The sequence below is a fragment of the Megalodesulfovibrio gigas DSM 1382 = ATCC 19364 genome, from assembly GCF_000468495.1.
In the GTDB taxonomy this organism is placed as follows: Bacteria; Desulfobacterota; Desulfovibrionia; order Desulfovibrionales; family Desulfovibrionaceae; genus Megalodesulfovibrio; species Megalodesulfovibrio gigas.
This window is the reverse complement of sequence record NC_022444.1, coordinates 2,577,562-2,595,290: the sequence shown is the minus strand read 5'-3', so window position 1 is coordinate 2,595,290 and position 17,729 is coordinate 2,577,562. Positions and strand designations below refer to the sequence as shown.

Below are 17,729 nucleotides of genomic sequence, written 5' to 3'. Positions count from 1 at the left end.
TTATGGACAGGCATTGAGGATGGCCACCAGATCCTCCACCTGCACCGGCTTGGGCAGGTAATGGGCAAAGCCGGAATTGAGGAACCGCTCCCGATCTCCGGCCATGGCGTAGGCCGTCAGCGCGATGAAGGTGGTGCGTTCGGCAAAGGCCGGGTACAGCTCCCGGATGCGTTCCATGGTCTCCACACCGTCCAGGCCCGGCATCTGGATGTCCATGAGGATGGCCTGAAATGGCACCTCGTGCCCGGAGGAATCGCCTGAGGCCATGCGCCCGTTCAAGCCGCGCAGGGCGTCCAGGGCCGCCTCGCCGGAGGCCACGGCCTGCACGGTGTGGCCCAGGGCTTCCACCAGGCGGGAAATGGTCAGGCGGTTGATGGCGTCGTCCTCCACCAGCAGCACGCGTTTGGACTGCGCGCCGATGGAGCCGCACGTCTGGTCGTCCATGATGGCCACATCTTCGCTGCATTGCAGCGGGATGATGCAATACACGAACGTGCCGCGATCCACCTCGCTCTCAATGCACAAATGGCCATGCAGCAACTGCACGATGCGCTTGACGATGGCCAGACCCAGGCCGGCGCCGCCAAAGCGTCGTCTGAGGCTGCCGTCGCCCTGGGTGAAGGGGGCGAAGATGGCGTCCAGCATCTCCGGCGCAATGCCCGGGCCGGTATCCTCCACGGTGAGCAGCAGGCCCACGGTCTCGCCCGGGGCCACCCTGCCCACCACCTCGGCCGAGAGGTGAATCAGCCCGCGCTGCGAAAACTTGACGGCATTGCCGAGCACGTTGAACAGAATTTGGCGGATGCGCATTTCGTCCCCCACGCAGACATCCGGCAGCCGGGGAGAAATGGCGTACTGCAGCAGCAGGCCTTTGGCTCGCGCCTCGTGGCTGAAAATCTCCACCAGGGAATTGAACATGATCCGCGGGGAAAACGGTTCCTGGCGAAATTCCAGGCGACCGGCCTCGATGCGCGAAAGATCCAGCAGATCGTTGAGAATCTGCAACAGCCGCACGCCGGAATCCGACGCCACGCTGGCCAGCTGGTGCAGGTCCGAGGGCAGATCCGAAAGCTGCAGCACCTGGAGCATGCCCAGGATGCCGTTCAGGGGCGTGCGGATTTCATGACTCATGTTGGCCAGAAATTCGCTTTTGGCCCGGTTGGCAGCCTCGGCCAGCTCCTTGCCCTGACGCAGGGTCTGGGCGGCCTGGCGGCGTTCGGTCACGTCCTCGAACACGCCCACCAGTTCGCCTGAGGGCAGCGGGTATACCGAACCGGAAATCCAGACGGCCAGCCGGGCATCATTGTATGGCGAATCAGGCACGCTCTGTGCCTGTCCGGTGCGGTGGGCTGTGCGGAAGGCCTCCAGCAAGGGCGAGCTCTTGAGCGCGGGAAAGAGATCCGTCAGCCGCCGGCCCAGGGTCATCTGGTCCGAAAAGCCCGTGAGGCGCTCCGCAGCGGGATTCCAGCCCGTGCACAGGAAATCCTGGCCGTCCTCCATGGCCTGACACACCACCACGCTGGCAGTCATGCGGCCCACCAGCTCGCGGTAGCGTGTTTCGCTGATCTCCAGCTTGCGCAGGTTTTCGATTTCCTCGGTGACGTCGGCGAAGATGGAGACGACCTCCATGTTCGGCAGGCGATAGATGGAGTCCGAGGTCCAACGTGCCTGGCCATCGGGCATGTGGAGACAGACGGTGTCCTGTCGCAGCGTTCCCGTACGGGCCACCTCCCGCAGCCTGTCGAAGACCCCGGCCGGCTTGAGGTAGGGCGCCGCCTCCGAGAGCCGTCGCCCGACCACCTGGTCCCTGGACTGACGCGTGAATCCCAGCGCTGCGGAGTTTATTTCAGTGACCAGAAAGTCTGAACACTGCGCATCCGTGGGCACACAGGCAGCCACGCCGGCGTGCATGTGCTCCACGATGGCTTGGTAGCGGGCTTCGCTTGCCTGCAGACTGCGCTGGGCCTCCAGGCGCTCGCTGATGTCCCGGCACAGGGCGAAGCAGAAGGGCGGCGAATGCTCCCGGGCATACAGGGAGGTGATTTCCACGGGGAAGGAGGAGCCGTCCTTGCGCAGGTGCCGGGTCTCGAATTTCCGGACCAGGGGATTCGATGGGTCATCCCAGAAATGGGAAACAATTTCAGGGGGAAATTCTGGATCGATGTCCTCGACGCGCAGGGTCAGCAGTTCTTCGCGGGTGTAGCCCAGGCTGGTGGCGGCGGCGGCGTTGACGTCCAGAAAATTGCCGTTGTTGGGATCAAGCCAGAAGGCGGCGTCCTGGGTGTGGTCTATGGCGTATCGGGTGGCTTCCAGCTGCTTGAGGGCCTGATTGCGGATGGTGGTTTCCATCCCCATGAGAAACAGCGCCGGCGCATTGTTCCAGCGCACGGGCTCGCAATAGAGCAGCATTTCCCGGGTACGGCCGTATTTGTCGGTGACGGTGATTTCCTCGTCCTGCACCCGTCCGGATTCGCCAAACAGGCCGAGCAGCAGCTCCCACTGCGCCGGGGGCACCAGGCCGAGTTCCAGCGGCGTTTTGCCGACAACCTGCGCCGCATCCAGGCCAAAGGTGGTTTCGAAGGCGGTGTTCACCGTCAGGTAGCGTAGCGTGCCGGGGGCCATGACGGCCATGACCACCGGAGCGTTGGCGAACACGGTATCAAAGAGGCAGGTGGCGCCATGGTGTTTCAGTTCATCAATGCGAGCCTGGGCCGCCTGCAACTGCAGGCGCAACTGCTCCACCTCGGCCAACGCCGAAGACAGTGCCTGCGCATCGCGCGCGTCGTGAGTCATGTCTCCCCCCCGGGAGGCGTTGCATCGTCCGCCGGAAAAATATGTTGCGTCTGATTTGTTACGGTGAATCACTCCAGGTTACGTGAAACAACAGCACCGGGCAGAGGCGAAGGGCATTCATCCATCACTGTGTTCCACACGGTTCCTGCCGGAGTTTTTGGCGGCGTAGAGGGCGCGGTCTGCCAGTTTGAGCAGGCTGTCCACGTCCTGCAGCTGTTCGTTGGTGCAGGCCAGCCCGATGGACACGGTAAACCGCAGGCCTTGGCCCGGTTGCGCCACATGCCCTGGGGAGTCCACTCTCAGGCAAGAGTGTTCCACACTGGCGCGGATGCGTTCCGCCACCACCATGGCCTCCTCCGGCCCGGTCTCCGGCAACAGGATGGCGAATTCCTCGCCGCCGATGCGGGCGAAGAGATCCACTTCCCGCAGCTGCCGGCGGCCAATGTCCGCCAGGGAGGCCAGGGCCAGATCGCCCACGGAGTGACCGTAGGTGTCGTTGATGGTCTTGAAGTGGTCGGCATCCATCATCAGCATGGAGAGGGGGCTGCCGTAGCGTTTATGGCGCAGGAATTCGGCCCGGGCGTGTTCCATGAAGTGCCGGCGGTTGTGCAGGCCGGTCAGCTCGTCCCGGATGGCCATTTCTTTGAGGCGCTTGTTCACCTCGGCCAGGCGGCCGGCAAGGTCCATGAGTTCGCGTTCGCGGATCTTGCGCTGGTCGATTTCTTCCTTGAGCTTGAGCACGGAATGCACGCGCACCCGCAGTTCAATGCGGTTCACGGGTTTGGTGATGTAGTCGATGGCGCCGGCCTGAAAGGCCTGCTCCAGACTCCGATGATCCGCATTTACCGTGACCATGACGATGGGGATGTCTCGCAGCCGGCCCACGGCCTTGATGCGTCGTGTGGCTTCGATGCCGTCCATGTCGGGCATCATCAGGTCCATGAGGATGGCATCCACGGGAGATTCGCCCGCGCCGGTATTGTCGAGTTCCAGCAAGTGAAACGCCTCCTGGGCCGAGGCGGCGAGGACGATGTCGGCGTGGCCGGCGTGCCGCAGGATGGATTCCAGCAGCAGGCGGGAGGTGTCCGAATCGTCTACGATGAGTATCTTCACTAAACTGTTCCGGTATTGGGCGTCGATGCGTGTTCCGAACAGGCGGTACGTACTCCCGGGACCGTTCCGGGCTGCGTGTTCAGTCGATGGCTAGCATGCGGTAGTCGTCCCCGGTCAGGCACCGGCCGCCCGTGGCCGTCACCGCGAAGGTATTTTCCACGCCGACCATCCCCAGGTTGCGGATGCCCAGCTTGGGTTCCAAAGCAATAACCATGCCTTCCTGCAGAGGCTCGTCGAATCCCTTGGCCAGGACAGGATGTTCGTCGATGGCCAGGCCGATGCCGTGCCCCAGGAAGACCACGCGGTTGTTGTCCAGGGCCATGAAGCCATCCTCAATGCCATGGCTGGCGGCACGCTTGAGGGCTGCGGCGTACAATGCCGAGGGGATGGCGCCGGGGATCATCGCTTCTGCCGTGCGGAGCATGATGTCTACACAGGCCTCGTGGCCGCGGCGCACCTGATCGGGGATGCTGGACGCGGGGCCGGCCCAGTACACCTGGGTCTTGTCCGTGTGGTAGCCTTCCAGGCAGAATCCCACGTCGCACACCAGGGGCTCGCAGGGCTGCCATACGGCTCCGGCGTAGCCCATGAAGGGGACGGCCGGGTGCTCGCCCCGGATGCCCACTGGTCCATTGAAATGGCTGGGGTAGTTTGCGCTTTCGCCAGCGGAGACGTGCCCCAGGAAAATTTCTTCCCGTCCGCTCATGCGCATGTTGCCGCAGTGGCCGCGGGCGAAGAAGCAGTCCCAGGCCCGATGGCAGATCTCGCGCTCGGTCATGCCCGGGGCAATGCGGGTGGGCAGGTCCTGGAACAGGGCCTGGTGATGCCGCTCCCCGGCCAGCCGCAATTTGCGCAGCTCCCAGGGCGTTTTGACAGCCCGGGTTTTGACGATCACGGCATCGCCAGACAAAAATTCGACACCGGTGACGCGCGAGGTCAGCAGCTCGGCGATGCTCCAGGGCAGGCCGGATTTTTCCACAGCCACCGCAGATGGCAGGGGGCAGCCGGCATCGCTGCACAGCCCGGGCAATTGGCTGTATGATTTGAACAGGTGCACCTGTTCCGGCGTCAGGGGCGTTTCCAGCAGGGCGCGTTCCCTGGCGCGGCGCACCAGCAGCAGCGGGGCGCCTTCCAGGGGCAGCCAGAACACGCCTTCGCCCAGGGTGCCGGTGAAATAATAGATGCTGACGCGGGAAAAGACCAGCAGCCCTCCTGCATTGGGAACGAGGGTCGCCAGCAGGCTGCGGGCACGGGCCCAGCGGCGCTGGCATTCGTCCAGGGGAAGCTGCTCAATGGCGGTCCAGCAGGAGGCCTTTTCGACGGCGGGTGCGGATGAATGTGTCATGGCTCGTGGTGCTGCAGGGTTCGCGGGCGCCTTTTCGCATGGAACACAGTCCGGACATTGAATGGCGCGTTGCATTCCGGGGAGGAGGCCCGTGTTCGCTTGTCCTCGCCTTGTGGCAAGTGTGGGGATACCTTGATGCCGTGTTCTCTTAGGGTACTCTGGCTGTGGCGAATAGCATACATGCATGCACTATACAAGAGCCCGGCTTTTCGGGCAGTGCGCTGCACGGCGCACAGGGGCGTGGTGTGTCGGCATGTGTTGTGTCACGTTCAAGAACGACGCGGACTTCAACGGACTCAGTGCCATATCCCCGGATACCTGCACCAGGAATGCACACCACCTCGACGGATGCGACCCACCCCAACCACCTGACGACACGTTGAATTTTGATTGACGGGTTTCTCCCGATTCAATAGACGCAGGAAACCGGCACCCGAGAGCAGGGGCGGGGAGGCGTATATTGCGAAGTCCGCTGTGAAGAATGCTCGCCGGCATCAGGGGGTTGGCATGGAATGCGATATCGAGACACTGCGTGCTTTTTTGGAAACCGTCGGCTGCCCGTCGGATGTTGCCGCAGCCCTGGACACAGCGGCCCCGCTGGCGGCGCAAGCCATCGGTCCGGATGTCCGCGCCGGTCTGGCCCGGCTGCTGCCCCTGGCCCTCGGCCTGCCTGCCGCGCCCGCAGCGCTGGTGGACACGGGGTCGCTGGAGCAATGGCGCGACTTTGCCGCGAGACACCTTGATGACGACACGGTTCGCACCGCGGCCGTGGCCCGCATTCGAGCCACCCCGACCGGGGAGCCGCCCAAGGATTCCAGTCTGGTCAGCACCATCGCCCTCATGCGTCCAGAGGATGCCCCTGGCGCGGCTCGGTTGCTATATTTGATCTATGATACAAACTATCCAGTCGTGGATTATTACGTGCCGGAAAAGCTCATCGCCATGAGCCGGACCAAGGCGTTACTGACGCTGGTGGCCCGGCTCGAACACGGCGCAATCGCCGGGCAGATTGCCATGTATCGCAGTTCGCCGCCCAACCCGGCCCTGTACGAGCAAGGGCAGCTCCTGGTCGATCCGGCCTATCGGCATACCTCCATCGCCTACATGCTGCTCAAGGCGCAGGAGGAACTCACGCAAACCATGGCCTGGGCCGAGGTGTTCTGGGGCGAGCCCGTCTGCAACCATCTGGTCACGCAGAAGGGCGCGAAGCGCCAGGGGTATCTGCCCTGCGGCCTGGAACTTTCGCTCATGCCCGACGAGGCATACGCCAAGGAAGGCGCGCCTGGCCGGGTCAGTTGTCTGATGGCCTTCCGCGTGGTTCGAGACCGGCCGTTGCCGCTGTATGTGCCCGACTGCTGCCGCCCGGTGGTGGAGCCGATTCTGGCGAGCTTGCCGTTGCAGCGCGAGATGTGCCAGGCAGGCCCGCCGGCGCAGGCTGGCAATGTCGCATCCCTGGGGCCGGTTACGGTCCAGACCCTGCGCGTGTTCGATCAGGCACAGGTGGCGCGGATGCAGGTGTTTGCCGTGGGGCAGGATATCCGCGCCCAGGTTGCGGCCTTGATGGATCTGGCGGCCCGGCAGAAGCTGGCCGTGGTGCAGGTGTACCTCAATGCCGCAGACCCTGGTGTGGTCGCCGCGGTGGCGGCGTTGCGGGAGCGGGGCTTCCTCTTTGGAGCCTTTGCGCCGCTGTGGTTTGTCGAGGGGGACGCCCTCATGCTGCAATGGCTGGCTGCACGGCCGGATTTCGAGGCCATCCGCCTGCTGACCGATCAGGCCAAGACCATCCTGGCGCATATTCGCCGGGAATGGGACGCCCTTGCCCATGATCCAGCCCATGATCAGGACTGACGCCGGCTCCGGTGTCCGTCAGGACGCCCTGACCAAGGCTGCGGGCCGTGAGCGTTACAGCATCGACGAAACGCCGCCGGGCTGCCTCTGGGCCGGCGCACTGCGGGCCGGCGTGCCCCATGCGCGAATTGTCCGGGTGGATACGGACGCCGCCCGGCGCGTGCCGGGCGTGGTGGCCGTGCTGACCAGGGCCGACGTGCCGGGGACCAATCGCCAAGGCATCGTGCACAAGGATCAGCCTGTGCTCTGCGGGGAGCGGGTGCGCCACTGCGGGGATCCCGTGGCCCTGGTGGTGGCCGAGAGTCGGGAGGCCCTGGCCGCGGGGCTTGGGCGCATCCACACCGAATTCTCGCCCCTGCCCGGGGTGTTCGATCCCGCCGCGGCGCTCCTGCCCGAGGCGCCCCTTGTCCATTCCGACCATGCAGGCGGCAACCTCCTGGCCCAGGGGCTGATGGAAAAAGGTGACGCTTCGGCAGCCTTTGCGGACTGCGCCGCAATCGTCTCGGGCCGCTTCGAAACGCCCATGCAGGACCACGTCTTTCTGGAACCGCCCAACGGCCTGGCGCGACTGCGGCCTTCGGGTGTGCTGGAGATGATCGTCTCCACCCAGGCTCCTTTCCGCGATCGCTTTGAAATCGCCCATGCCCTGGGGCTGGATCCCATGCGCATGCGCATCCGCGCGCCGTTTCTGGGCGGCGGCTTTGGCGGCAAGGACGGGGCCACGGTGCAGTGTCTGTTGGCCCTGGCCGCCCTGCATCTGCCGGGACGCTGGGTCAAGATGGTCTGGAGCCGCGAGGAAACGTTTCTGGCCGGCTACAAGCGCCACGCCGCGGTGGTGGACATCCGCCTGGGAGCCGATGCCGACGGCGCGTTGCGCGCCCTGGCCTGTTCCATGCTTTTCGATGCCGGCCCCTATGCCCACCTGAGCGCGGAAATCATGGCCCTCGGCATGGAGCATGCCGCCGGGCCGTATCGCATCCCGCATACCCGTATCGAGGGCCGCTGCGCTCACACCAATAACCCCGTGGGCGGTGCCTTCCGGGGGTTCGGCGTGGTGCAGGCGACATTCGCCATCGAACGGGCCCTGGACGCCCTGGCCCGGCGACTGGACCGCGACCCCGCCGAGCTGCGGCGGCAAAACGCCCTGCACCCGGGGGAGCTGAACGGCGTCGGCGTGCCCGTGGAATCCGGGACCTTGGGAACCGACGTGGCTGCCTGCCTCGACGCAGCCATGGCGCATCCGTTCTGGACCGAGCGGGAGGCCTGGCAGCGCGCCGCCCCGCCCCTGACCCGCCGCGGCGTGGGGCTTGTCGCCACGCACAATGCCATGGGCTACGGCCGTGGCCTGCCCGATCATGCCGCGGCCAAGCTGGAACTGACCCGTCATGGCGGCTTCCGCATCTACAATTCCGTGCCGGACATGGGCCAAGGCAACGCCGCGGCCTTTGTCACCCTGGCCGCCCAGGCCTTGCAGCAGCCCGAAACGGCCTTTGAGTGTCTGCAGCCGGATACGGCCCGCTGCCTGCCTGCCGGCTCGTCCTCGGCCAGCCGGACCACGTACACCTTCGGCAACGCGCTGCTGCGGGCCTGTCGTAGCATGGCCGAAAAATTGCGAGCCCGCGCGGCCCTGGTTCTGCTGTGCGACGACCCCGAACGGCTTCGGCTCATCCCCGGCGCAGTGCATGATCCGGTCAGCGACCGCAGCGTTCCCCTCCCGTTCTTGGCCAGCCTGCTCCCCCGCGACGACCGCCTGTGCATTGATCAATTCACCATGCCTGTGGTGCAGAATCCGCCGGACACCGGCCGGGAATTCCGCCTGGGCTTTCCGCACCGCTTTTATGCGTACGGGGCCTGTGTATGCGGAGTGGAAGTGGATGTATTGACAGGACAAATCCGCCTGGCGCGTTGCCTGGAAACCGTGGCCTGCGGCCGGGTGCTCTCCCTGGTCGGCGTGGAGCAGCAACTGCACGGCGCGGCGGCCCAGGGCGCAGGCCTGGCCCTGTTTGAAAACATGGCGCTGAACGCCGGGCGGATTGGCGGTGCAACCCTGAGTGCCTATCTCATCCCCACGGCCCTGGATCTGCCCGATCTGCCGGACTTCGCCTGCCTGACCCTGGATGATGATGAACCCACGGGACCCATGGGCCTCAAGGGCATGGGCGAAATTGGCATCCATGGCCCGGGTCCGGCCCTGGCCCAGGCCTTGGAACACGCCCTGGGCATGCCGCTGGAGGCAATGCCCGGCGGGTCGCGCCTGCCCCTCTCGCCCGAGGCAGTGCTTGCAGCGCTGGAAGGAATCTCTTCATGACGGCAATCATGCCCATTTCTTTTCTGCTCAATGGCCGTCCGGTGCGGCTGGACGTTGCGCCCGGCCGACGGGCCCTGGATGTTCTGCGCGAGGATCTGGGGCTGATCGCGACCAGGGAAGGCTGCGGCTCCGGCGAATGCGGCGCCTGCACTGTGCTGGTGGACGGCGAGACACGGCTTTCCTGCCTCATGCTGGCAGTGCAGCTCGACGGCCGCAAGGTGACGACCGCCGAGGGGCTCGGTTCCCCCGCCTCGCCGCATCCCCTCCAGACTGCCTTTGCCGAACATGGGGCCGTGCAGTGCGGCTACTGTTCGCCGGGCATGACCCTGGCTGCCGCGGCCCTGCTGGCCCGGAATCCCAGCCCCTGCCGGGCCGAGGTGCGCGAGGCCCTGGCCGGCAACCTCTGCCGCTGCACAGGCTACGTCAAAATCGTGGACGCCGTCATGGCTGCGGCGGAGACAATGCGGGACGAGGACGACCGGCCATGAGCGTTGCCATCCGCGCCGTGCATCGCCCAGCCACCCTGGCAGCCCTCTGGCCGCTCCTGGCCGACGGTGTTTGCCTGATGGCCGGGGGCACGGATCTGCTGGCCCGGGCTTCGGGTGCGCCTCTTGGGGATGTGGCCCTGCTTGAAGGCGTTTGCGGACTGGCGGAAATCAGCCAGGAAGCCGGCTGGCTCCGCCTGGGAGCCATGGCCACGCACGCCAGGCTGTTGGGGCATCCGCTGATTGCAGCGCGGCTGCCCGTGCTGGCGCAGGCCCTGGCCGTTCTCGGCGCGCCGGCCATCCGCACCATGGGCACCCTCGGCGGCAATCTGGTCACGGCCTCGCCGGCCGGAGACAGCCTGCCGCCCCTGCTGGCTCTGAATGCCCTGGTGGAACTGGCCTCGCGGAGCGGCGTCCGGCAACTCCCCCTGGCGGCTTTTCTTCTCGGACCAGGGCGCACGGCCCTTGCGCCCGGCGAGATTGTCACCGCGGTACTGGTCCCGCCGCAGCCGGAGGCCGCGGTGCATCACTTCGAAAAGGTCGGCCGGCGTGCGGCCCTCGCCATTGCCGTGGCCAGTCTGGCGGCGGTTGTTGTTCGCGATACGACGGGCGTGGTGATCGATGCCCGTCTGGCCGTGGGCAGCCTGGGGCCGACGGCCCTGCGCTGTACGGAGGCGGAAGCCTGCCTGTGTGGACGCCGACTGGATCGGGACTCGCTCCAGGCCGCAGGCGAGGCGATCCGCGCCGCCATCTCGCCCATTGACGACATCCGCGCCACGGCCGACCACCGTCGTCGCCTGGCCGGAAACCTGCCCCTGCGCCTGACCGTGTGCGGCATGGCGGGGTGATTAGAGCAAGTTATCTTTGAAAGGAGTTCTCGGGGGACAACCTTTCTGAAGAAAGGTTCTTCCGCCCTTCAANAGGGGAGAACCTTTTGCAAAATGGTTTCCCCTCTCGCAAGGTCCTTTTTCAAGGGTAAAAGGCTCTAGCCCTGCGCCTTCTGAGGGTGTCGCCATTGTTGCCAGCCGTCGCCCACCAGGGGCCACACGCACCACCCAGCCGCCAGGGCCATCACGCAGCAGAGCATGAACAGGCTGGCATACCCGACCCCGGAGGCCAGGATTGCCCCGCCGGCCACCGGGCCGACGACGTAGGCCGTATCCATCATGAACAACATCAAATTCAGTGTGGTGCCGCGCATGGCCGGCGACGAATGCCCGAACATGACCGCATTGAGCAGCGGCATGGCCACGCCCAGGCTCAACCCGTAGGCTGCGGCCAGCCCCAGCAGCTGCCCCGACCCCGTTGCACCCGCAAAGCCGAACAGGCAGACCGCCAGAGCGGCCAGGGCAGCCAGCAACAAGGCCTCCCTGGGCAGCCGATCATAATACGGCCCGGCCAGCACCCGTATGACGATGGACGCCCCCGTGGACACGGTGAAGAACAGCCCCGGATCGGCCAGCCCCTGTGCGAGGGCAAAGGGTTTGATGTAGAAAAACACCAGGGTGGTGCTCAGGAACAGGCACAGGTTGGCCAGCAGCAGCCGCCGCACCGGCCGTTGGGCCAGGGTCTGGCGCACCTCGGCCCAGGAGGGGCGGCCCGAGTTCAGTGGCTCTGGCGTCATGGCCTGTCCCCTGCGGCTCCAGCCCAGGGGGGCGAGCAGGGCCAGCCCCGGCAGCACCAGCAGCGAACATAGGGCATAGACCCGGTCCTCCCGGCCAAGCTGCGGCAGCAGCCATTCCACCAGCGGCGGCATGATGGCATACGGCACCAGCGACGCCAGGGAGAACAGCCCGAATCCTCGCCCCGCCAGTTGCCTCGGGATGTTCTGGACCAGCAACACCGTGACGGCGCTGACCAGGCAGACGAAGCAAAGGCCGTGAAACAGCCGCACCGCCAACAGTGCCCCGATCCCATGCGCGAACTGATAGCCGCACAGGGCCAGCCCCATGCCCAGCAGGGAGATGCCGGTCAGACGCAGGGCATTGCGCGGGGTGACGAACACGCTCAGCCAGGGCCGCAGGCACCATGCCGCCAGGGGCTCTGCGGCAAGCAGCCAGCCCCGCCAGCCCTCTGGCACGCCCAGGCGCTCCAGGTACGAGGAAAAGCCGTAAAAAATTGCGATGTTGCAAAATCCAAACGTCGCCACCAGGGTCAGGACCACAAAGCGATAGGTGCACAACGTCGGAGGAGCGGATTCGGTTGCTGCTGCGGTCATGGAGTGTTCAGCCTTTCCTTGCAATGCCGTCCAGCACCGTGTGCAGGGCTGCGGCTGCGGCCTCCATGGCCTGCTCGCCAGCCAGGGAGATGCGGATCCAGTTGGGAAAACGAAAGCCGGTCATGGTGCGGACCATCACGCCCTGCTGCATCAGCCGTCGGTACAACAGCGTGTCGGACAGTGGGGTGCGGACCATGATGTAGTTGCCCGCGCTGCCGAAGTGCTCCAGTCCCAGGCCATCGAAGACTCCCTGCAGATACGCCCTGGCCTCGGCCACCATGCGGCGGGTGGCGCGGAGGTGCGCGGCGTCGTCGAGCAGGGCGGCCGCAGCCGCGACTTGCCCAAGAGAGTTGACGGAATAGGCGATGTGCGTGCGGTGCACATACTCCACCGCCTCCAGGGCCCCGCACAGATAGCCCACACGAAAGCCGGCCAGGCCGTACATCTTGGAAAATGTGCGGAACACAAGGAGATTGTCGTACCGTTCCAGATATTCCATGCCGTCGGGATAGTCTGGACAGTCGGCTGCGTCCAGGTATTCGCAATAGGCCTCATCCAGGACCACCAGCGGCCGGGCCTCCAGGGAGGCGAGGGTGTCCAGAAAGCGTGTCAGGGTGGCCTTGTTCCACCACGATCCCGTGGGGTTGTTGGGGTTGCACAGAAAGACGAGCCGCGTGCGCGGCGTCACCGCGGCCAGCATGGCGGCCGGATCCAGTGCGTTGCCCCGCAGCGGGACCAAATGGGCATCGATTCCGGAAAACTTCGCCACCCACTCATAGACGGCAAAGGTCTTGTCTGCGGTGACGATGGCGTCCCCCGGCCCGCAGAAGGCCCGGATAACCGAGCTGATCACCTCGCAGGACCCATTGCCCACCAGAAACTGTTCCGGAGATTTGCGGAACCGGGTTGCCAGGGCCTGGCGCAGATTGTAGGCGTCGCCGCTGGGGTAGATGGCGGCCCGTTCGGGGGCAAACGCGGCGATGGCCTCCCTGGCCATCGGCGGCGGGCCCAGGGCATTTTCGTTGTTGTTGAGCCGAAACAAGTGCGAAACGCCGAACTGACGCATCAGCACCGCGTCCGGTCGGCTGGGCACATACCGTTCAAAGGTCCGGACATAGTCCGGGATGCGGTCATGCAGGCTGTTCATGCTGCCAGATGACCTTGTCGGCTTGTCCTCCCTGGGGCAGGAGGACCTTTGGGACGAATCCGGCCCGGCGCAATTCCCCGGCTTGGGCTGCTTCCCAGGGGACAGCCAGATCCATGGAATACAGTATGGTACGGATGCCCTTGGCCTGCAGCGCCGTGACATGGGCCGCCAGGTTGGTGGCCAGATCGTCACCGTCAAGGAACGGTTCCAGCTCGCCCAGGCTGCGGACCTGGTCCACCGAAGCCCCCAGCAGCGAGGCGCGCCGAGGGCGGGTGCAGGGTTCGGTCACAGGCAGGATGTCTCGCGGCAGGGCCAGCAGGTCGTAGGTCTGGCGCAAAAAGTCCTCCATGCACGGGCTGCACCAGACGGCCAGGCCGTTGTCTTCGCGCAGGTGTCGGAAGACCACGGGTTGCTGGATCAAGTTGTCCGCGGCGCAGATCTGCAGCTCGCCCAGGGGCTCGAAGGCGGACCGGGGCAGTTCGGCCGTGGGTCGGAAGCTGAGCACGATATCGTAGGACTCGCGGGCCACGGCCGCCAGGAAGTCTTCCAGCAGCTGCCGGGCCACTGCTTCGGCCATGCCCGGCGCTGCATCAGGCGGCACAAAGAGAAAGGGCCCGGAAAAATACAAGGCCCTCGCGCTGCAGGGCCGCCAAGTCATGAGGCCCGCCGTCTGCCCGCCCGCATCGCAGATCAGAACACAGGCCACGTCGCCATCGGCTGTCATGTCTGCGAACTGTTCCGGCGTTCTGAAGCTCTGGGGGCACTGCCAGGGAGGATAGGCCGCTGCGGCCAGGGCTGCGGCCTGAGTCAGCCGGGCCCGATCCGGCGCGATGCAGGGCCGAAGCGGCAGCCGCAGTGCATTGGGTGCATGGACCGGCACGGCCGGCGGATAGATCTTGTCCACCTCGGCTTCCAGCTCAAAACAGTCTCCGCCCAGGTGTCGCAGCCGGAACCTGTCTGCCGCCTTGCCGGCCAGCAGCAGGCCCAGGGCATCCGCATTTTCTTCCAGGGTCATAACCTGTTGGCCGGCGGTGATGTTGAGGGCTCCCAGGGACAGGTGCGCGGCGACAAAGGAAAATGCGGCGCGCAACTGGTGGCGTTTGCCCGTGAGGACAAGGCGCAGCGGCTCCAGGCCCTCGGTGAGTCCGGCCAGGCAGATGCAAAATTCTTCCACCGTCAACTGAAACCGCATGCACTCCCGTTGTCCCACCCCGGCCCGTGCCGCCAGGGCCCCGGCGAGGTTGGCCGCAGGGCAGGCAAAGGCCGGATCCGGTGGGATTTCCAGGGTGGCGCGCACATTGTCGGGCATGCTGGCCAGCTGGGCCAGCGCGTGCTCGCCGGACAGTGCCCCCAACGCGCCCCGGGCCTCGGACTCATCCGTGAACGGTCTTCTCTTCTTGGACATGCAAGCCCTCCTCGGGCGAGTCTATGTCCACCTTGGCAAATGGTCCAGTTTTCCGAGGCCGCTTCTGAACTCCAACGGCATTCGATGCCAAAAGACGAGAACTCGAGGAAAAAAGAGCGCGCGGATTCTCCATTTGGACGCTGCGGATGTTTCTCCACTCACAACTCCGCTCATTCAATGAGTTTCTCCAGTTCCAATCTCAAATTCCACAGCCGCGAGCAGTAGGTCATCCTGACCGGGCATGGTTGCATAGTGGACGTTGCGCACCGTGCCTTCGAAATAATACGGTCGCAAGTTGGGCGGCAATTGTTTGTCTTGCTGCAATGCGAAGTGCAGTGTGAGGGGCCCACGGCGAAGCGCCTGTCCAGCAATGGCCATGACCAGTGCATGTTCGAAGGAATGGTAGGCGTTTTTCCAGTGGTGCGCCTTTTTGAGCTGCGGGGCCAAGGTGATCGGATCAATGGCGTGCCAGACCTCCTTGCCGACGCGGTCCACAAAATGATCTACGAAAAAGGGGCCTGTCAGCGCTAGCGCGGCGGCGAGATCCCCACCGCCACCATTGGCCATGGCGCTGGTGGCCGCGGCCTGATCCATCTCGCAATGAATCCACCAATGCTGTCCTGGAACTACGGTCATGTTCCCGCAGTCTTTCTTCTTGGATGGCAGGCAGACCTTTTCGGCCCAGGTGGCTTCATTGACCAAGCCTGACAACGGCGTCTTGTTTTTGGCGACTGCCCAGTCCATGAGTCGTGGTCCGGGGAGATAGCCCTTGGCCAGCAGGGCTCGCATGCCTTCCAAGCCCTGTGCCGCCAGGGTGCTGTCGCCAGTGAGACGGCCGGCGAGGTGAATCATCCACCAAGCCTTGACCGAATGCCCGAAGTCCAGATGTCGTGAACGCCTGACTGTAACATCGTCCGAAAGCAGGCCCCAGAAACTGTTCGCCAGCAAGGGGTCCCATCCTGGATCGCCTTGCTGGATTTGGAAATGCTTCAGCATGAAGCGGCAGAAGGCCAGCATGTCCTGTTTCCAGGAAGCGACCATGGGTTCCGGAAGAATGGGCGCAAGGAGCATCATGTAGGCATTGAGCTGGTCCAATACGGCCACGAGCTCGGTCGGCCTCGTCTCACCGGGGCGAAAGGCCACACCTTCCAATTCTCCGGAGGCGTTGCGGATGCCATAGGCCTGCATAATGTAGGCGTACTGCGTTTTCAGGCGTTCCAGCACGACCTCATCCCGCGTGAGATAATAGTAGAAGGCCAGTCCGTTGACGCTGTAGGCCTGATCCTGGCTATTGCGTTCCACATCGCCGGCGACGATGGTTTTGGCACCGCGGTCGTCGAAAGCATGGGCCATGGACCAGCGCACCCCCTGTTGCATCAAGGCCAAGTAGCGCGGATTGCCAGTCAGATGGTAGGCCACGCCATACGCGAAGGTTTGGCGGGCATGGGTGCGGATATAGTTGTCGTCGAGCTTGCCCTCGTCGATGATCCATTGCCCACCGCGTTGTTTGGCTGAGGCTTTGTACTCAGCGACGGTACCATTCGTCATGGCACGACCGTCATCCATCCGGTAGGTGGGGAATGGTCCGGATTCAGGCGTGGCAGCGGGCGTAAGCCAGTAGGGCAGCAGGTCCCGCTCCAGGTGAGCAATCCAATAGGCTGCATCCGGCGGCAAGGTGCTGTTGGACACCGCCGCGGCGACAGGCACAAGGCAGAGGTGTAGAATCCACGCCAGACATGCGTACGGCAGGACCCGGCGTAAGGAATGTTGCGTTCTCATGGTACTACCTACCGTTGCTCTTCGATGAGGATGGAAAAATGGCCCTGGTTGTTGTGATACCAGAAGTCTCGGGAGCCGAGGGCTCCGGGGAATGCAACCGTGGTATTCTGCTCCACTAACCTCGGAAGGGCGAAAGGTTCTTTGAACAAGTCACGGGCCGCTTCTCTGATTTTATGATCGGTGCAGGCGGACATCAACGCATCGCTTTTCCTGGTCTTTAGTTCATTGAATCGTATCACCATATCCTGCAAGAACTTCTCTGGCTGTGAACCGTACTTTTGTGTGAATATGTCGGGGATGACGCTATCATTCACGATGAAGAACATTTTATATCCATTGCCAGGGACATTCACTTTTGTGCAACAGGTATCGCCTCCGATGCTCACCTTGCTGCCCTTGTAACGCACTTCCAGCTTCAACGCTGCGTTGCACGCTACGATACTGTGCGCATGTCTCCATGGGTTTCGCCGTACATTCTCAATCTCATCATCGGTAAAAAATCCAACTAGCAGCGTGCCATACTCATAGTGCGGTGCAACACGCAGCAGGTCAGAAGCTATTTGGTGGCAGGCGTTATTGTTGTTGACTATTTCTATATACTCAGGGTGGGTTAATGATCCGTTGGGATGCCGCTGAGCAATGTTATGTTCAATTCTTGAAATCAAATATACGGTTTCATTGTTGCAAGTATCTCCAGGGATTCTGCCTCGCTGGAACAAGGAGCCGGTGTTTACAAGTCCAGACGCCTTGATCACATACGTAGAGTCTTTGGTAAGATCGATATTCGGATCGAGCCAATATTGATTGGCAGGAAGGGAAAAGTAACGGAACGTTGCGCTGGCGGTTGTAAACTCCAAGGTAGTGCCGGCAAGAGTCAGCTTCTGGATGCCTGACCCCTTGAGGCTGCCGAGAATATCATTCCGGTAAATAATTAGAACGATAAGCAGCGCCACCACCAAGGTCTTCTTGAATATATCTGAAATGATCTCATATATTGACATATCTTTTGGAAAATAAGCTTTTTTGCTATCCAGCCATTGCAGGATATGACCAATGACCGAAAAAAGGCTTCGGAGTGCGCGTGACAGTTTGTTGAGCAAGTCTTTGATCATGCCATGCCTCCCCTGATTATTTACATGGTCATTATGGTTATTTTGTATCATGGTTGGGGAAACAGGATCAAGAGACTGTATAGGGACTTTTACTTGGCCTCCAGCGCCAAGAAATGGTCCCGTTGTGGCCCAACGCCTTGAATGGGCACCTTGCGTTAGGGCCTGTTTCCAAAAAA

Annotated in this window: 12 protein-coding genes; 4 read left to right on the top strand and 8 right to left on the bottom strand. The window is 63.6% G+C overall.

What is annotated here, in order from left to right; genetic code table 11:
- The 3 genes from DGI_RS17330 to DGI_RS11370 all read right to left on the bottom strand — a co-directional run bounded on the left by DGI_RS17330 (position 1) and on the right by DGI_RS11370 (position 5,251).
- Positions 1–2,793, bottom strand: coding sequence for a PAS domain-containing hybrid sensor histidine kinase/response regulator (locus tag DGI_RS17330; RefSeq protein WP_051286527.1), 2,793 nt, complete (start codon positions 2,791–2,793; stop codon positions 1–3).
- A 117-nt stretch (positions 2,794–2,910) separates the two neighbouring features.
- A complete protein-coding gene (locus tag DGI_RS11375; protein WP_021761205.1) occupies positions 2,911–3,906 on the bottom strand; it encodes a GGDEF domain-containing response regulator in 996 nt (331 codons plus the stop codon).
- A gap of 79 nt (positions 3,907–3,985) precedes the next feature.
- Positions 3,986–5,251 carry a M24 family metallopeptidase gene (locus DGI_RS11370; RefSeq protein WP_021761204.1) on the bottom strand — a complete coding sequence of 422 codons (1,266 nt, stop codon included), beginning with the start codon at positions 5,249–5,251 and terminating at the stop codon, positions 3,986–3,988.
- 507 nt (positions 5,252–5,758) lie between these two features.
- Here DGI_RS11370 and DGI_RS11365 point away from each other — a divergent pair.
- From DGI_RS11365 to DGI_RS11350, 4 genes are read left to right on the top strand one after another with little or no spacing between them, the layout of a single operon-like run.
- Complete coding sequence (locus DGI_RS11365) at positions 5,759–7,099, top strand: hypothetical protein (protein WP_021761203.1); 1,341 nt, start codon at positions 5,759–5,761, stop codon at positions 7,097–7,099.
- Complete coding sequence (locus DGI_RS11360) at positions 7,086–9,407, top strand: xanthine dehydrogenase family protein molybdopterin-binding subunit (RefSeq protein ID WP_021761202.1); 2,322 nt, start codon at positions 7,086–7,088, stop codon at positions 9,405–9,407. The genes DGI_RS11365 and DGI_RS11360 overlap by 14 nt, the downstream gene beginning before the upstream one ends.
- On the top strand, positions 9,404–9,895 hold the full coding sequence (locus DGI_RS11355) for a (2Fe-2S)-binding protein (RefSeq protein ID WP_021761201.1): 492 nt from the start codon (positions 9,404–9,406) through the stop codon (positions 9,893–9,895). The genes DGI_RS11360 and DGI_RS11355 overlap by 4 nt, the downstream gene beginning before the upstream one ends.
- A complete protein-coding gene (locus tag DGI_RS11350; RefSeq protein ID WP_021761200.1) occupies positions 9,892–10,740 on the top strand; it encodes an FAD binding domain-containing protein in 849 nt (282 codons plus the stop codon). The genes DGI_RS11355 and DGI_RS11350 overlap by 4 nt, the downstream gene beginning before the upstream one ends.
- Before the next feature lie 137 nt (positions 10,741–10,877).
- On the opposite strand, the gene DGI_RS11345 is transcribed toward DGI_RS11350, so the two are convergent.
- The 5 genes from DGI_RS11345 to DGI_RS11325 all read right to left on the bottom strand — a co-directional run.
- Positions 10,878–12,110, bottom strand: a complete 1,233-nt coding sequence (locus DGI_RS11345) for an MFS transporter (RefSeq protein ID WP_021761199.1) — start codon at positions 12,108–12,110, stop codon at positions 10,878–10,880.
- Positions 12,111–12,117: 7 nt separating this feature from the next.
- Positions 12,118–13,257, bottom strand: coding sequence for a pyridoxal phosphate-dependent aminotransferase (locus tag DGI_RS11340; RefSeq protein WP_021761198.1), 1,140 nt, complete (start codon positions 13,255–13,257; stop codon positions 12,118–12,120).
- A complete protein-coding gene (locus DGI_RS11335; RefSeq protein WP_235619941.1) occupies positions 13,241–14,662 on the bottom strand; it encodes a hypothetical protein in 1,422 nt (473 codons plus the stop codon). Before DGI_RS11335 ends, DGI_RS11340 begins: the two co-directional genes overlap by 17 nt.
- A gap of 174 nt (positions 14,663–14,836) precedes the next feature.
- On the bottom strand, positions 14,837–16,441 hold the full coding sequence (locus DGI_RS11330) for an AGE family epimerase/isomerase (protein WP_144284178.1): 1,605 nt from the start codon (positions 16,439–16,441) through the stop codon (positions 14,837–14,839).
- A gap of 8 nt (positions 16,442–16,449) precedes the next feature.
- A partial coding sequence (locus DGI_RS11325) for a hypothetical protein (RefSeq protein ID WP_235621133.1) occupies positions 16,450–17,729 on the bottom strand: 1,280 nt, incomplete at its 5' end.

What these genes read in the sequence shown, in the direction of transcription:
- DGI_RS17330 (WP_051286527.1), bottom strand. Translation starts at nt 2,793, where the DNA reads ATGACTCACGACGCGCGCGATGCGCAGGCACTGTCTTCGGCGTTGGCC.
- DGI_RS11370 (WP_021761204.1), bottom strand. Translation starts at nt 5,251, where the DNA reads ATGACACATTCATCCGCACCCGCCGTCGAAAAGGCCTCCTGCTGGACC.
- DGI_RS11365 (WP_021761203.1), top strand. Translation starts at nt 5,759, where the DNA reads ATGGAATGCGATATCGAGACACTGCGTGCTTTTTTGGAAACCGTCGGC.
- DGI_RS11360 (WP_021761202.1), top strand. Translation starts at nt 7,086, where the DNA reads ATGATCAGGACTGACGCCGGCTCCGGTGTCCGTCAGGACGCCCTGACC.
- DGI_RS11355 (WP_021761201.1), top strand. Translation starts at nt 9,404, where the DNA reads ATGACGGCAATCATGCCCATTTCTTTTCTGCTCAATGGCCGTCCGGTG.
- DGI_RS11350 (WP_021761200.1), top strand. Translation starts at nt 9,892, where the DNA reads ATGAGCGTTGCCATCCGCGCCGTGCATCGCCCAGCCACCCTGGCAGCC.
- DGI_RS11345 (WP_021761199.1), bottom strand. Translation starts at nt 12,110, where the DNA reads ATGACCGCAGCAGCAACCGAATCCGCTCCTCCGACGTTGTGCACCTAT.
- DGI_RS11340 (WP_021761198.1), bottom strand. Translation starts at nt 13,257, where the DNA reads ATGAACAGCCTGCATGACCGCATCCCGGACTATGTCCGGACCTTTGAA.
- DGI_RS11335 (WP_235619941.1), bottom strand. Translation starts at nt 14,662, where the DNA reads ATGTCCAAGAAGAGAAGACCGTTCACGGATGAGTCCGAGGCCCGGGGC.
- DGI_RS11330 (WP_144284178.1), bottom strand. Translation starts at nt 16,441, where the DNA reads ATGAGAACGCAACATTCCTTACGCCGGGTCCTGCCGTACGCATGTCTG.